14 protein-coding genes and 1 pseudogene are annotated in these 15,310 nt (G+C 73.5%); 12 read left to right on the top strand and 3 right to left on the bottom strand.

What is annotated here, in order from left to right:
* Window positions 1–55: 55 nt before the first annotated feature.
* The 3 genes from ABZ321_RS54225 (at window position 56) to ABZ321_RS54215 (ending at window position 2,265) form a co-directional block, all read left to right on the top strand.
* Window positions 56–661, top strand: a complete 606-nt coding sequence (locus ABZ321_RS54225; protein ID WP_344504505.1) for a DUF2975 domain-containing protein — start codon at window positions 56–58, stop codon at window positions 659–661.
* Window positions 661–897: a helix-turn-helix transcriptional regulator gene (locus ABZ321_RS54220; protein ID WP_344504506.1), complete on the top strand. Its 237-nt coding sequence runs from the start codon at window positions 661–663 to the stop codon at window positions 895–897. Before ABZ321_RS54225 ends, ABZ321_RS54220 begins: the two co-directional genes overlap by 1 nt.
* Before the next feature lie 102 nt (window positions 898–999).
* Window positions 1,000–2,265 carry a family 16 glycosylhydrolase gene (locus ABZ321_RS54215; RefSeq protein ID WP_354904274.1) on the top strand — a complete coding sequence of 422 codons (1,266 nt, stop codon included), beginning with the start codon at window positions 1,000–1,002 and terminating at the stop codon, window positions 2,263–2,265.
* Window positions 2,266–2,294: 29 nt separating this feature from the next.
* Here the strand turns inward: ABZ321_RS54215 and ABZ321_RS54210 are convergent, their stop codons facing one another.
* From ABZ321_RS54210 to ABZ321_RS54200, 3 genes are read right to left on the bottom strand one after another with little or no spacing between them, the layout of a single operon-like run.
* Window positions 2,295–2,933 carry a hypothetical protein gene (locus ABZ321_RS54210; protein WP_344504508.1) on the bottom strand — a complete coding sequence of 213 codons (639 nt, stop codon included), beginning with the start codon at window positions 2,931–2,933 and terminating at the stop codon, window positions 2,295–2,297.
* Window positions 2,933–3,661, bottom strand: a complete 729-nt coding sequence (locus ABZ321_RS54205) for a MerR family transcriptional regulator (protein WP_354904271.1) — start codon at window positions 3,659–3,661, stop codon at window positions 2,933–2,935. The genes ABZ321_RS54210 and ABZ321_RS54205 overlap by 1 nt, the downstream gene beginning before the upstream one ends.
* Window positions 3,662–3,704: 43 nt before the next feature.
* Window positions 3,705–4,784 (bottom strand): helix-turn-helix domain-containing protein, encoded by a 1,080-nt coding sequence (locus ABZ321_RS54200; RefSeq protein ID WP_354904268.1) that lies wholly within the window; start codon window positions 4,782–4,784, stop codon window positions 3,705–3,707.
* Between the two features lie 137 nt (window positions 4,785–4,921).
* On the opposite strand from ABZ321_RS54200, the gene ABZ321_RS54195 reads away from it, so the two are divergent.
* The 9 genes and pseudogenes from ABZ321_RS54195 to ABZ321_RS54155 all read left to right on the top strand — a co-directional run.
* Window positions 4,922–6,175, top strand: coding sequence for a YncE family protein (locus tag ABZ321_RS54195; RefSeq protein WP_354904265.1), 1,254 nt, complete (start codon window positions 4,922–4,924; stop codon window positions 6,173–6,175).
* A 23-nt stretch (window positions 6,176–6,198) separates the two neighbouring features.
* Window positions 6,199–7,092, top strand: a complete 894-nt coding sequence (locus tag ABZ321_RS54190; protein ID WP_354904262.1) for an adenosine kinase — start codon at window positions 6,199–6,201, stop codon at window positions 7,090–7,092.
* 126 nt (window positions 7,093–7,218) lie between these two features.
* Window positions 7,219–9,375, top strand: coding sequence for an Hsp70 family protein (locus tag ABZ321_RS54185; protein WP_354904259.1), 2,157 nt, complete (start codon window positions 7,219–7,221; stop codon window positions 9,373–9,375).
* Between the two features lie 100 nt (window positions 9,376–9,475).
* Window positions 9,476–10,087, top strand: a complete 612-nt coding sequence (locus ABZ321_RS54180; protein ID WP_354904257.1) for a polysaccharide deacetylase family protein — start codon at window positions 9,476–9,478, stop codon at window positions 10,085–10,087.
* Between the two features lie 12 nt (window positions 10,088–10,099).
* Window positions 10,100–11,332, top strand: a complete 1,233-nt coding sequence (locus ABZ321_RS54175) for an endo-1,4-beta-xylanase (RefSeq protein WP_354904254.1) — start codon at window positions 10,100–10,102, stop codon at window positions 11,330–11,332.
* A gap of 158 nt (window positions 11,333–11,490) precedes the next feature.
* Window positions 11,491–12,780: a glycosyl hydrolase gene (locus ABZ321_RS54170; protein WP_354904252.1), complete on the top strand. Its 1,290-nt coding sequence runs from the start codon at window positions 11,491–11,493 to the stop codon at window positions 12,778–12,780.
* A 547-nt stretch (window positions 12,781–13,327) separates the two neighbouring features.
* Window positions 13,328–13,588 (top strand): MerR family transcriptional regulator, encoded by a 261-nt coding sequence (locus tag ABZ321_RS54165; protein WP_344504805.1) that lies wholly within the window; start codon window positions 13,328–13,330, stop codon window positions 13,586–13,588.
* A 10-nt stretch (window positions 13,589–13,598) separates the two neighbouring features.
* Window positions 13,599–14,834 (top strand): glycosyltransferase, encoded by a 1,236-nt coding sequence (locus ABZ321_RS54160; RefSeq protein ID WP_354904249.1) that lies wholly within the window; start codon window positions 13,599–13,601, stop codon window positions 14,832–14,834.
* A 146-nt stretch (window positions 14,835–14,980) separates the two neighbouring features.
* Window positions 14,981–15,310: pseudogene (locus tag ABZ321_RS54155) on the top strand (type VII secretion-associated protein); the annotation flags it as partial.

Here is a 15,310-nt window from a genome sequence, read left to right as displayed (position 1 = left end):
TCGCGCTCTTATCGATTATCGGTATATCGAAAAACGATAAGCAGGAGGTGTACCGATGAAGCGGTTGCTGGCGCGGCTCCGCCGTCCGGACTATCTCGGGGAGCTGCAGACGCTGCTGTTCGTGGCGCTCGGGGCGGCCGCCGTGGTAGCGGTGGTCAACGTGTGGGCGATGGTGGCCCGCGACCCGATCAGCGTCGTCGCCGGCGCCGGGGTGGCGGTCCCGCCGGACGCGGTGACCGGCCTGCGGCCCGGGGTACGGCTCGACCCGGACACCGAGCTCCACGTCCTGGTCGACCACCCGAGCGTGGCGCAGGTGGGGTGGCACGCCGCGCAGTCCCTGCCGTGGTTCGCGATCGTCGTGTTCGCCCTCGTGATGCTGCTGCTCGTGGTCCGCGCCGCCCGGCGCGGCGATCCGTTCGCCGCCGCGAACGTCCGGCGGCTCAGGGCGGTCGGCTGGGTCGTGCTGCTGGGCAGCCTTGCGGCGTTCGAGATCGAGCTGCTCGCCGGGTTCCAGCTGTCGGCGACGGTGGTGGCCGAGCCGCCCAGCACCGGCGCCGACGTGCCGCTCGTATGGTGCCTGTGCGGCGCCGGGTTCCTCGCGCTCGCCGAGATCATCCAGCGGGGCCGGGCGCTGCAGGCCGAGCTGGCGGAGGTCATCTGATGCCACCGGCCGACGACCACCGGGTCGAGGTGCACATCGACCGGCTGCTCGCCGAGCGGGGCATGACGCTGACCGACCTCGCGACGAAGGTGGGCATCACGCTCGCGAACCTGTCGGTGCTGAAGAACGGGCACGCGAAGGCGATCCGCTTCACCACGCTGACCGCACTCTGTGAGGTCCTGTCGTGCCAGCCGGGTGATCTGTTCACCGTGCAGATCAGTGAGCAAAGCGAATGATAAGGAAACCGAACGGTGCCCTTGAGGTGCGGAGATTGACCCTGAGAGCGCTCTCTCCATAGCGTGGTAGGTGATCAATCCCCAGACCTTTCGGGAGCATCTGTGCGCACCTCCACCCGGCGCCGGCTGACGGTGATCGCGACCGCCCTCGCGCTCGCCGTCGCCGGTCTGGTCGCCACCACCCTGCACGACACACCCGAGGCGTCCGCCGGCATCGGCAACCTCACGTGGTCAGACGAGTTCAACGGCCCGTCGGGCGCCGCGCCGGACGCGTCGAAGTGGAAGCACGACGTCGGTGGCGGCGGCTTCGGCAACAGCGAGCTGCAGTACTACACCGACGGCGCGGCCAACTCGGCGCTCGACGGCGCCGGCAACCTCGTCATCACCGCCCGCAAGGAGAACCCCGGCAACTACAACTGCTGGTACGGGCGCTGCACGTACACCTCCTCCCGGCTGCTGACCGCGGGCAAGTTCACGCAGAAGTACGGCCGCTTCGAGGCGCGCATCAAGATCCCGCGCGGCCAGGGCCTGTGGCCGGCGTTCTGGATGCTGGGCGACGACATCGGCACCAACCCGTGGCCCAACAGCGGCGAGATCGACATCATGGAGAACGTCGGCAAGGAGCCCGGCACCGTCCACGGCACGCTGCACGGCCCCGGCTACTCCGGCGGCAACCCGCTCACCGGATCCACCGTGCTGTCCGGCGGCCGCGCGCTCGCCGACGACTTCCACACCTTCTCCGTCGACTGGGCGCCCGACTCGGTCACCTGGTACCTCGACGGGGCCCAGTACTTCCGCCAGACCCCGGCCGACACCCGCGGCAACAAGTGGGTCTACGACCACCCGTTCTTCATGCTGCTCAACGTCGCCGTCGGCGGCAACTGGCCCGGCTCGCCCGACGGCGGCACCACCTTCCCGCAGACGATGACGGTCGACTACGTGCGGGTCTACGCGTACACCACCGGCGGCGGCACCACGACCCCGCCGCCCGCCACCGGCAACCGCATCACGGGCATCGGCGGCAAGTGCGTCGACGTCAACGCGGCCAACACCGCCAACGGCACGCAGGTCCAGCTCTGGGACTGCAACGGCACCGGCGCGCAGAAGTGGTCCCGCCCCGGTGACGGCACGATCCGTGCCCTCGGCAAGTGCCTGGACGTCAACGCGGCCAGCTCCGCCAACGGCACCAAGGTCCAGCTGTGGGACTGCAACGGCACCGCCGCGCAGAAGTGGACCGCGAACGCCGACGGCACGGTCCGCGCCCTCGGCAAGTGCCTCGACGCCAAGGACGTCTCCTCGGCCAACGGCACCCCGCTGCAGATCTGGGACTGCGCCGCCAGTGCCAACCAGCGGTGGACCTTCGCCTGATGCTTCATGATCCGGAAGACCTTGTGCAGTCAGGGGTGCACAAGGTCTTCCGGATCATGGGAGCAGGCGGCCAGAAAGACCGCCGGGTCGTCGGCGAACAGGCGGACGGTCCGGACCTCGCACCGCGCGCCCAGGGGGCGCACGGCGGTGACCGGGCCGGTCAGCTCCAGCTGGAGGTTGGCCTGGGACGACACCGCCACGGTGAGGATGGCGCCGTCGACGCGGACGCTGCCTTTCTCGTTGTACGCGCGGATCCGGCGCACCGAAGCGATCTGCTCGCGGGGGACGCTCAGGTCGAAGAACGCGCCGGAGCGGATGCGGACCTCGGTCGCGGAGACGACGTGCGGCCGGGTCACGTAGGCGGCGATGACCGCCAGCGCCAGCATGATCGAGTACCCGTCGAGCGCGAGCAGGGCCGCGCGGACGGCGAAGGGCGCGCCGAGGGAGCGCAGGACGACCTCGACGACGAAGAGCTCGACCACCATCGCGCCGAGGAAGACCAGCAGCGCGGGGGCCTGGGCGCCGAAGTACGGCACGGGCACGGCGCCGGCGGGCACGCCGTGCCGGCGGCCGGTCAGCCACAGCACCAGGCTCACCGCACCCTTGGCGTCGAAGCCGATGATCCGCCGCAGCCGCAGCGGCACGAGTCGTTCGTACGCGGCGCGCATCAGCCACGCTCCCGCAGCAGGTCCAGCAGCCGGCGGAACACCTCGGCCTGCGCGGCGGACATCTCCGCGGTGATGGTGTCCATCCAGTGGCCGGGCCCGGCGCCGGTCATCGCGGCCGCCATCTGCGGCGGCAGGTAGTCCGCGAGCGCCTCGGCGAGCGCGCCGACCCGCGGGTCGGCGACGTCGGCGGCCGCGAGCTCGTCCATCCTCGCGTAGAGGGACGCGCCCCGGGCCTGCGCCTCCGGTGAGGTCAGGGGGCGCAGGAGGTCGGCGAGGTCCGAGCCGGCGTTCGTGTCGATCATCGCCAGCAGCTCGCGGTCGAGGGCGCCGAACGCCGACGCGCCGGCCGGCAGGTCCCGCAGCACCGCGGCCATCTCCGGCGACACGGTCGAGTCGGGGCCGAGGTCGGGGGAGGCCAGCAGGGCCGCGAGGCGCTCCCGGCGGGCGGCGAGGGCGGCCTGCTGCCGGGCCAGGTCGTCGTCCAGCTCCCGCAGCACCTCCCGCAGCTCGCGGCCCTGGTCGTCGGCGAGCACGTCGCGGATCTCGTCGAGGGACAGGCCGAGCTCGGCGAGGCGCCGCACGCGGGCGAGGGCGACGGCGTCGCGCAGCCGGTACTCGCGGTAGCCGTTGACGAGCCGCTCGGGCTCGGGCATCAGGCCCAGGTGGTGGTAGTGCCGCACGGTGCGGGTGGACACCCCGACCAGCGCGGCGAGCTCGCCGATCCGCATGCCTCAAGTAGAAACGTTGACGCTGCGGCAAGGTCAAGCCCGGTCAGGCGCCGTCCAGCCAGGTGCGCAGTGCCCACCAGACGCGCACGGTGTCGAGGACCCCCTCCGTGGGCGGCAGTCCGGTGACCTCCTGGAGCCTGCGCAGTCGGTACCGCACGGTGTTGGGGTGCACGTGCAGCGCCGACGCCGCCTGGTCCAGCCGCTGCCCGTGATCGAGGTACGCCAGGGCGGTGCAGGCCAGCTCCCGGTGGAACTCGTCGTCCTGCCGCAGCCCGCCGAGCAGGGTGTCGCTGAGCATCGCCGCCAGCCGGGGCTGCATGGCCAGCGCGGTCCCGGCGGCGAGCCCGGTGACGTCGTGCACCCCGCGCCGCCCGTCCCGGACGGCGGTGGGCAGCGCGTCGAGACACAGCGCGTACGCGGCGGCGGCCTCGGCGAGCGGCACGGCGGGGGACACCACGACCAGTGTCCGCGGACCGACCTCGGCGTCGGCGGGCCGCCGCGGCGTCAGCCCGGAGGGCCGCCCGTCGACGGACCCGAAGAGCCCGCCGCGCTGGTCGATCGCGCAGGACGCCACGAGGCAGTGGTAGCGGCCGGCCGGGTGCAGGCGGAAGCGGGCGAGGTCCGCGCTGTCGGCGGGCTCGCCGGCCAGGAGCCGGCGCAGCAGCGCGGCACGCTCGTCGTGCCCGTCGCGGCGCAGCTCGAGCTCGGCGGTGCGGTAGCCGGCGATGACATGGCGTTCGAGGGCGCCGGCGTACCGGTCGAACTCCAGCGCCGCGGTGAGGAGGACCTCGTCGCGGATGCCGGCGGCCCGGCCGCGCACCACCGCGATCTCGAACGCCCGGGTGCGGCCGGCCTGCACGGCGCTGAGCAGCGCGCTGAGCGGCACGCCCTGCGCGGCCCGGTCCGCGCCGAGCCGGGTCGCCTCCGCGAAGTCGTCGGCGCTGGGATCGGTGAGCCGCTCGAACGCGGCGAGCCCGGCCATGAACAGCACCGCGATGTGCCGCCGGTTCTCCTCCTCGGGGAGCCGCGCCACCTCCGCCGAGCACGCCCGGGCCGCGGCGACGAGCTCGTCGACGATGCCGGGGTCCCCGGCCATGTCCCGCAGCAGCGGCCCCAGCGACATCGTCCCGCCCCCCGCCGTTGTGGCCCGCGCACAATCCACCCGCCGGGCGTTGCACTCTGACGACTATCGATGCGTTTGTACCGCGGCTTTTCTGTTACCGCAAGGTAACAACGCCCCCCCGCCGTCAGGAGAGCCCCGTGACACTCCAGCGAGCCCGCCGCGCGCTCGTCGCCGGTCTCGTCGCCGCCGCCACCCTCGTGCCGATCGCCGCCTCCGTTACCGCCGCAGTACCCACCGCCGCTGCCGCCGCCCTGCAGCAGGTGATGTTCGTCGGCAACAACTGGGACGGCACGGTCGACGTGATCCGGCCCAGTGGCGCGTACACCAGACTCGGCCGGATCAACGTCGTGCCGGACAAGACCCAGCGCCTGTGGGAGATCTACCTCAACCCCGTCAAGCTCGCCTTCTACCTCGGCGTCCAGCAGGGTCCGGGCGAGGGCCACGACCAGCTCGTCGACGACATGTACACCACGCCCGACGGCTCCGCGCTCGTCGTGTCCCGGCCGAGCTTCGCCGACGTGGTCTCGATCGACCTGCGCACCGGCGCGCTGCGGTGGCGCTTCCCCGTGTCTGGGTTCCGCTCCGACCACATGGCCGTCTCGCCCGACGGCACCCGGGTCGCCGTGTCGGCCTCCACCTCCAACACCGTGCACGTGCTGGACATCGTGACCGGGCGGCAGGTCGGGTCCTTCGGTACCGGCGACAAACCCCACGAGAACGTCTACACCGCCGGCGGCAGGTTCCTGTGGAACATGTCGATCGGTGAGGTCAACACCGCGCTGGACGACCCGTGGCTGGACTGGACGAAGGGCGACCGGCACATCACGGTCGTGGACACCGCGACCTTCCAGACCGCGAAGGTGATCGACATGCGGCAGCGGCTCGACGCGTACGGCCGCACGGACCTGTCCGACGCGGTGCGCCCGGCCGTGTTCACGCCGGACGAGTCGACCCTGTACTTCCAGGTGTCGTTCTTCAACGGGTTCGTCGAGTACGACGTCGCCGCCGACCGCATCACCCGGATCGCGACGCTGCCGAAGAACCCCGCCACCAGCGAGGACCGCACCACGTGGGTGAACGACTCCCGCCACCACGGCCTCTCGATGAGCCCCGACGGCAGCAGGGTCTGCGTCGCCGGCACGATGGACGACTACGCCACCGTCGTGGACCGATCGACGCTCACGCCGGGCCCGCTCGTGTCGGCGAGCAAGCCGTACTGGGCGACCGTCAGCGCCGACGGCCGCGACTGTGTCATCTCCGAGTCCGGCGCCGACCAGGTCACCGCGATCAGCTTCGCCACGGGCCAGAAGGTCGCCTCGGTCGCCGTCGGTGACCACCCGCAGCGGGTCCGGCTGGGCCGCGTCGCCACCGACTGGACCGCCCCGCGCTGAAGGCCGGGTATTAGGGTCGGTGCATGATCCTTGTTCTGGGCGGGGCCGGGGTCGACACGGTGGTGTCGGTGCCGGCCCTGCCGCTGCCGCTCGCCGACAGCTACCTGGTGCCGGCGATCCAGACCCGCGCCGGGCAGACCGGCGACGGCGTCGCCCTCGGGCTGCACGCGCTGGGGCTGCCCACCACCCACCTCGACGTGCTCGGCGACGACCCCGAGGGCCGGCTGGTGCGGGACCTGCACGAGCGGCGCGGCGTGCGGTTCGTGGCGGTGCCGACGCCCGCCGGCACGAAGCGCGCCGTGAACCTCGTCGACCCGCTCGGCCGGCGCCTGTCGCTCTACGACGGCAGCCGCCAGGACGCCGCCGCCCTCTTCCCCGCCGAGCTGCTGCTGTCGCTCGCCGGATCCGCCCGGCACGTGCACGTGTCGATCACCCACCCGTGCCAGCACGCCGTCGAGGTGCTCGCCGGGCTGCCCGTGACCGTCTCCACCGACCTGCACGACTGGGACGGGGTCAACGCGTATCACGAGCAGTTCGCCCGCGGCGCGGACATCGTCTTCATGTCGGCGGCGGCGCTGCCGGACGTGCCGGGCACGCTGCGGCGGGTCCTCGCGATGGGCCGCCCGCGGATCGCGGTCGCGACGGCCGGCGCGGACGGGGCGTACCTGCTCGAGCGGGGCGCACCGGACGTGGTCCACGTGCCCGTCGCCGAGCTGCCCGCGCCCGCGGTGGACTCCAACGGCGCCGGCGACGCGTTCGTGTCCGGGTTCCTGTACGGCCACCTCGCCGGCGCCCCGGCCGCGACCTGCGCGCGGTACGGCGCGGTCGCCGGCGCGCACGCGTGCACCGTCCCCAGCACCCGGGTCGACCCGATCACCACCGCCGACCTGCTCCGGCGCGTGTCCGGTCCCGCCTGACCGCTCCGGCGCGCCCGGTCCCGGCCGACCGCTCCGGCGGGGTCCTGCGCCTGCCCGGTGGCTTGACACCCGCCGGGGTCCGCGACTTCGATGGTCGGACGGCACAGGGGAGGAGCGGGGTCAGCGGTGGAGCTCGGCGTCGACCTCGGCACGTCCAGCACCGTGGCCTTCCTGCGCCGCGACGGCGGGGCGCCCGAGCCGGTCCTCTTCGACGGCGCGCCGCTGCTGCCGTCCGCGGTCCTCGCCGGCGACGCCGGGGACTTCCTCGTCGGCCGGGACGCCGTGTACGCGGCCCGCGCCCGGCCCGAACGCTTCGAAGGCAACCCGAAGCGCCGCATCGACGACGGCGTCGTGCTGCTCGGCGCCGAGGTGACGGTCGAGGCGTTGCTCGGCGCGCTGCTGCACCGCGTCGTCACCGAGGCGCGGCGCATCGGCGGCACGGGCGTCACCGGCGCCACCATCTGCCACCCCGCCGCGTGGGGCCCCGGCCGCCGCGCCACGCTCCTGCGGGCCGCCGCCACCGCCGGCCTCGACCCCGCCCGCGTCAGGCTCGTCCCGGAGCCGGTCGCCGCGGCCGCGTTCCACCTGCGGCGGCACGGACCCGCGCCCGCCGATCTCCTCGTGTACGACCTCGGCGCCGGCACCTTCGACGTCGCCGTCGTCCGCCACGGCCCGGTGAGCGGCGGCCCGGGCACCGGCGGGATGGAGGTGCTGTGCAGCGCGGGCCTCGACGAGACCGGCGGCCAGGACGTCGACGCCGCGATCGTCGACCTGCTGCGCCGCCGGTCCGGGGCGCCCGAGCTGTGGGCCCGCCTGGACAACCCGGCGACCGTCGCCGACCGCGCAGCCCGCCGGCAGCTGTGGGACGACGTCCGCAACGCCAAGGAGATGCTTTCCCGGACCAGCTCGGCGCTGCTCTACCTGCCGCTGCTGGACACCGACCAGATCCTCACCCGCGAGGAGCTGGACGGCCTCGCCGCGCCGCTGATCCAGCGGACGGTCGCCGCGGTCATCGCCACCCTCGCCGAGTGCCCGGTGCCGCTGCGCCCGCTCGGCGCGGTCATCCTCGTCGGCGGCGCGAGCCGGATGCCGCTCGTCGCCACGATGCTGCACCGCGCGCTGGGCATCGCGCCGACCATCATCGACCAGCCCGAGCTGGTGGTCGCCGCCGGCAGCATCGACCCGATGGTGACCGGCCTGCCGCCTGCCGGCCCACCGGCGGGTCAGCGCCCGATCGGCTGGACGGGTCCCGTCCCGATCTCCGGCGGCGACACCTCGGGCGCGGTGCCCCTGTCCCCGCAGGCGCCGGCGGCGTGGCAGCACCCGGCGCCGACGTCCGGCCCGCCGCAGCCGATGCCGGGCCAGATCCATCCGGGGCCCGTGCCGCCCGGACAGCCGCAGCCGCCCGGATGGCAGCAGCACACGGGATGGCCGCACCACCAGGCCCCACCGCAGCAGCCGCCCGTCCCGCAGCAGCCCGCGGGGTGGCCACCGCATCCGCCCGCTCCCGCACAGCCCGCGGGATGGCCGTCCCAGCAGCCCGTCCCGCCACAGCAGGCGCCCGTCCCGTCGCAGCGGCAGTGGGTGCCGCCGCAGCACCAGTGGCCGGCGCCGCCCGTACACCTGCCGCAGCCGCCACAAGGGCAGCCTCCGGCGTGGCAGGGGGAGCAGTCATGGCAGGTCCCGCGGCCGGACGGGCCGGTCTGGACGGCGCCGCCGGGGTCCGACGGCACCGTGCTCGTCAACGTCGAGCTGATCGAGCTCGTCACCCCGAGCCTGCAGGGCGTCACGCTGCGCGGGCAGCTGCACTGCGGTGACGCGTTCGAGCACGTGTTCGCCGCCGACCCCGACGGCCGGCTGCTGCTCTTCCCCGACACGGCCGCGCTCGCCAGGCACGCCGCCGCCGACCCGTCCGACCGGCTCATCGCGACGCCGCCGTGGCAGGTGCGCACCGACGGCGGCGACGAGCTGCACTTCGACCTCGAGCTGCTCGTCGAGCACCTCGGCGGCCCGCCGCAGCGCTGGCTGCCGTCCTTCGTCTGCCGCTGCCGCGACCTGTGCGCCCAGCTCGTCGTGTACCTGGACCTCGACGACGCGGAGGACCTGCTCGGCGAGCACTCCACCGTCGACCAGGTCGACGACATCCTGCGCCGGCACCTCGCCGACGCCACCGCCGGCCGCGGCGCGCAGCGCCGCCTCGCCCGCATCGACCAGGCGCAGCTGCTCGAGGACTGGACCGACCTCATCGCACTGATCGAGCAGAGCACGGTCAGCGCACCGTAGCTGTCAAGGGCTTTCGAAAGCTTCCGAAATTCATTCCCGGGCCGGGAATCGGCGGATATCAACGAAGCACCCCGCCGCCAACCCGCCACCCGGAGGGCACGTGACCCATGTGGACAGCCGCGCCGCCGACGGCTACGTCGCCCTGACGTTCGACGACGGGCCGAACCCGGCGACGACGGGCGCGCTGCTGGACGCCCTGCGGTCGGCCGGGGCGCGGGCCACGTGCTTCAACGTCGGCCGGCACGTGCAGGCCGAGCCGGCGCTCGCCCGGGCGCAGCGGGCGGCCGGCATGTGGGTCGCCAACCACAGCTGGACGCACGCACACCTGACCCGGCTCGACACCGCGCGGATGACCTCGGAGCTGGCGCGGACCCAGCGGGCCGTCCGCCGGGCGACCGGCACCACGCCGAGGCTGTTCCGGCCACCGTACGGCGAGACGAACGCCGCCCTGCAGGCAGTCGCATCCGGGCTCGGGCTGACCGAGGTCCTGTGGAGCGTCGACACGCAGGACTGGAACGGCGCGAGCACGGACCGGATCGTGCGGGCCGCCTCGACGCTCCAGCCGGGCGGCGTGCTGCTCATGCATGACGGCCACCAGGCCACGATCGACGCCGTGCCGCAGATCGTCGCGGACCTCACCGCCCGCGGCCTGCGCGCCGGCATGATCTCCACCGCCACCGGCCGGGCGGTCGCGCCCGACGGTTCACCCTGAAACGGAGCATGCATGCGATTGCGAAGACTGGTGCACGCGGGCGTCCTCGCCGTCGTGGCGGTCGGCTCGCTGGGCACCGTCGCGGCGTCGGCGCACGACGCCACGCCGGCGAAGCCGCAGGAGCAGACGCTGCGCTCGCTCGCCGCGCGGCACGGGCTGTACTTCGGCACCGCCGTCGACCCCGCCGCGTACGCGGCCGACACCACCTACAAGACGATGGTCGACACCCAGTTCTCGACCGTCACCGCCGAGAACGCGATGAAGTGGGAAAGCCTGGAGCCCACCCGCGGCACGTACAACTGGGGGCCGGCCGACGCGCTGATCGACAACGCCGTGCGCAACCGGCAGCTGGTGCGCGGGCACGTGCTGGTCTGGCACAGCCAGGTGCCGGGCTGGTTGAGCGCCGGCATCAACGACGGCTCGATCGACGGCCCGCAGCTTCGCGCGCTGCTGAAGCAGCACATCACCGCCGTGGTCAGCCACTTCAAGGGCCGGATCTGGCAGTGGGACGTCGTCAACGAGGCCGTCAGCGACCCGTGGGAGACGCCCAGCGCCATCCACCTGGGCGGCAACGCCGGGTCGTTCAAGCAGAAGTGGGCCGACCTGCTCGGCCCGGACTACCTGGCCGAGGCGTTCCGGGCGGCGCGGGCCGCCGACCCGAAGGCGCTGCTGTTCTACAACGACTACAACATCGAGGCGTTCGGCGACGGCGGGGCCGGTGACAAGACCCAGTTCGTCTACGACCTGGTCAAGCGCCTGCGGGCGGGCGGCGTCCCGATCGACGGTGTCGGCAGCCAGGGCCACCTCGCCACGCAGTACGGCAACTACGACGTCTTCCAGGTGGCCGACGCGCTGCGGCGCTTCACCGACCTGGGGCTCGCGGTCGCGCTCACCGAGGTCGACGCGCGCAGCCTCACCCAGAACGCCGCCGACCCCACGCTGCCGGCGCCCGGGGCCGACGTCAACGCCCGGGACCAGGCGGCCGCGTACAACTACCACGTGCTGCTGCAGGCGTGCCTGATGAACCGGCACTGCCTGTCGTTCACGGTGTGGGGCTTCACCGACAGGTACTCGTGGATCCCGGGCTGGTTCAAGAACCCGCCGGAGGGTCTCGGGTGCCTGTGGGACGCCTCGTACAACCCGAAGAAGTCGCTGCGGACGGTGCAGGGTGACCTGGTGGCGGCCGGGCCGCCGCTCGTCCAGCCGCGCATCCCGCAGGCGCCGCGGCAGCTGCCGCGGCGCTGATCCCGGGACCGCTGTCCGGCGTTGCGGCGGCGACGCCGGACAGTGCGGCCCGCTCCGGAAAGACCGGTCGGAGAGCGCTCTCTCAAGTTTGGCTTAGACTTTGATGAAGTCGGGTTCTCCGGCTTGACGTGCCCGAACGCATCGGCGAGCTTGAGCGCATGAAGCTCCATCGGACCGTCCGCCGACGGACCCTCGCGCTCATCGTCTCGACCGCCGCCGTCGCCGCGCTCGGCGTGGTCGGGCTCGGTTTCGGGCTCACCAATGCCGCTGCCGCCACCGCAGGCCCGATCACCGGGATCGGCGGCAAGTGCGTCGACGTCGCCGGCGCCAACTCCGCCAACGGGACCGCGGTCCAGCTGTACACCTGCAACGGCACCGGCGCGCAGCAGTGGACCGTCGAGTCCGACGGCAGCGTCCGCGCGCTCGGCAAGTGCCTCGACGTGGCCGCGTCCGGCACCGCGGACGGCACCAAGGTCCAGTTGTGGGCGTGCAACGGCACCGGAGCGCAGCGGTGGACGGCGAGCAGCGGCCGCCTCGTCAATCCGAACTCCGGCAAGTGCCTGGACGCGTCGGGCAACAGCTCCGCCGACGGCACCCGCCTGCAGATCTGGGCCTGCAGCGGCGGCGCCAACCAGGCCTGGAAGCTGCCCGGCGGCACCACCACCCCGACCACCCCGACGACCCCGACGACCCCGCCCGGCTCGTCCCAGCCGCCGGTGACGGCGAAGAAGAAGGGCGTCAGCACCTGGGAGTTCCCGGGGCTGTCGCAGGCCGTCACGAACGTCGGCGCCGGCTGGTACTACAACTGGTCGCCGAGCAACGACAGCATGCCCGCCGCCGCGGAGTTCGTGCCGATGATCTGGGGCGCCGCCAACGTCACCGACGCGACCCTGGCGAAGGCGAAGAGCGAGGGCAAGGTGCTGCTCGGCTTCAACGAGCCGGACCTGGCCGGGCAGGCCAACATGACCGTCGAGCAGGCCCTCTCGCTGTGGCCGCGGCTCGAGTCGACCGGCATGCGGCTGGGCAGCCCCGCCGTCGCGTACGGCGGCAACACCCCGGGCGGGTGGCTGGACCGCTTCATGACCGGTGCGCGGCAGCAGAACCGGCGGGTCGACTTCATCACCCTGCACTGGTACGGCTCCGACTTCAGCGACGCCGCCGCCGGACAGTTCGCCGGCTACCTGCAGGCCGTGTACGACCGGTACCGCCTGCCGATCTGGGTCACCGAGTACGGCCTGATGAACTTCTCCGGTACGCCCAAGTTCCCGAACACCGCGCAGATCACCGCGTTCATCACCGCGACGACCACCCGCATGCAGGCGACGTCCTACATCGAGCGCTACGCCTGGTTCTCCCTGCCGGCGGTCGGCGACTCGCTGCCCTACGGCCTGTACAAGGACGGCACCACAGCGACCCCTGCCGGGCAGGCCTACCGCGTGGCCGGCTGACGGCCACCTCGCCGCGGTGGGGCTGTACCACTGCCCGGCGGCTCGTGTCAGCGGTTCGCCGTCAGTGAACCCCCATGAGTGAAGTCAGAAAACCTGGTACGTCGACGCTAGATTTTCGTGGTGGGCGGGGGTAGCGTTACTGGGGTCAAGAGAGTCGGAAAACGACGCTGACGATGCCACCCCTCCGAGGGTGAAGGGACAGAGCCGCGACTGGCTGCGACTCGTCCGGCACGATTGGAAGGGAACGACGAGAGAAAGGGGAGGGTTCACACCGTTGGATCGCCCGCTGTGGACCGTGCACACGGTCCGGCGAGCACCGCAGTATCCATCGAACGAGAGGTGGTCTCCGGTCTGGCAGATGCGATCCCCGCACCGTCGCCGCGCATCGCGGCAGGTGTGGACATGACAATCCGGCATTCGTGTCGGTAGATGGTGTAACGACCCAATACCCTGGGCCCCGGCGCGAAAGCGCCGGGGCCCTCGACGCGGAGGTGACGTGTCCCCCTCGGACCATCCTTTAGACGACGACGACTTCCCCGCCTACACCATGGGCCGCGCAGCGGCGATCATCGGCGTCTCGCACGACTTCCTCCGCCGTCTCGGCGAGCTGAAGCTCATCAGCCCGCTGCGCTCCGACGGCGGGCACCGCAGGTATTCCCGGCACCAGCTGCGGCTCGCCGCCCGCGCCCGCGAGCTGTGCGACCGCGGCACCCCGCTCGAGGCGGCGTGCCGCATCATCGACCTCGAGGACCAGCTCGAAGCGGCCCAACGCACCATCCGGGACCTGCGATCCGAGGAGATCGATTAGAGTCCACCTCATGCGTGTGCTGTTCGTGTCCGCGCCGCTGCTTGGCCACATACTGCCGCTCGTGCCGCTCGCGGAGGCGCTCCGCCGGGCCGGGCACGACGTGCTGATCGCCACCGCCGCCGACGCGCTCACCGCCGGACGGACCGCGAAGCTGCCGGTCGTCGACGTCGCGCCGGGCTTCTCCTTCGCCCGGATCGCCCGGCGGACGATGCTGCGGCACCCGTTCATCGCGCGCGCCGAGCTGGCCGGCACCGGCGGGACCCGCGGCGTCGGCCTGCTGTTCGGCACCGTCAACGAGCAGCTCGTCGACGGTGTCGCGGCGACCGCCGACCGGTTCCGCCCCGACCTGGTGGTGCACGAGCCCCTCGCGGTGGCCGGGGCGGTCGTGGCCGCGCGGCGCGGGGTGCCCGCCGTCCGGCACGAGAACAACCTCTTCGACGGCGCCGTCCTCACCGCCGTGACCGCCGGGCCGGCGCTGCGCCGGCACCGCGTCGACGGCCTGCCCGACCCGGCGGCCGTGGTGCAGATCGCGCCGGCCGAGCTCGTGGGGGAGCGGCCCGGCCTGCCGATGCGGCGCCTGCCGGTCGGGGCGTCCCCGAACCGGACCGGCTCGTTCGCCCATCCGCGCGGCCCGTTCGCTGACCTGCGCGGTTCCGCCGTTGACCTGGGCGGCCCGCCCGCCGGCGTGGGCGGCGCTGCGCGTCCGGGCGGCTCGGCGGGCCCCGGCGGCGAGCCGGTCACGCCGCTGCCGCCCGCCGGGGCGCGCCCGCGGATCGCGGTCACCCGCAGCACCGTGGACGGGCCGGGCAGCGGCGGCATCATGCGCGCGATCGTCGCCGTCGCGGCCGGCGTCGACGCCGACATCCTCCTCGTCCGGCCCGAGCGCGGGCTGCCCGATCCACTGCCCGGCAACGTGTACACCACCGGCTGGGTGCAGCTCGACGCGCTCATGCCGACCCTCGACGCCGTCGTGCACCACGGCGGCGCCGGCACCGTCCTCGGCGCGCTCGCCGCCGGCGTCCCGCAGCTGGTCGTCCCCGGCCCCGGCGACCGCCGGCACAACGCGGGCGTGGTGGAGCGCTCCGGCGCCGGCTGGGCGATGTCGGCGTCCGCGATCACCGCCGACCAGCTGCACCGCCTCCTGTCCGACTACGGGCTGCGGGTGACCGCCGGCAGGTTCAAGGCCAGCATCGCCGCCCGCCCGCACCCCGACGAGGTCGCCGCCCAGCTGGCCGCCATCGTGTAGCGCCGCCCGCGCCGGACTCCCGGCGGCGGCCGATGGCTGGCGGGTGCCCGCGTCGGTCGGGTGCGCGGCGGCGCCGATGGCCGGTGGGTGTCCCGCGGTCGTTGCGTGCGCGGCGGTCGATGGGCGGCGGGCGTACGCTGCTGGTCGTGGACCGGCTCGCCATCGACCTCGGCACCTCCAGCACGGTCGCGGTGGTGTGCGGCGCCGACGGCCGGGTGCGGCCGGTCCTGTTCGACGGCCGGGAGCAGCTGCCGTCCGGGGTCCACGCCGGTGCGGACGGTGTCCTGGTCGCGGGCCTCGACGCGGAGCGCCTGGCCCGCGCCGACCCCGCCGCCTTCGAACCCAACCCGAAGCGCCGCATCGACGACGGCACCGTCCTGCTCGGCCCGCACGCCGTCGCCGTCCCCGACGCCCTCGCCGCGGTCCTCCGCGTGGTCGCCGCCCGGGCGCCGGGCGGTCACGTGGTGCTGACCGTG

This window comes from Dactylosporangium sp. NPDC006015, from assembly GCF_040614215.1.
In the GTDB taxonomy this organism is placed as follows: Bacteria; Actinomycetota; Actinomycetes; order Mycobacteriales; family Micromonosporaceae; genus Dactylosporangium; species Dactylosporangium maewongense.
Note: the sequence above shows the minus strand (reverse complement) of the source record. Positions and strands in the feature narration are given on the sequence as shown.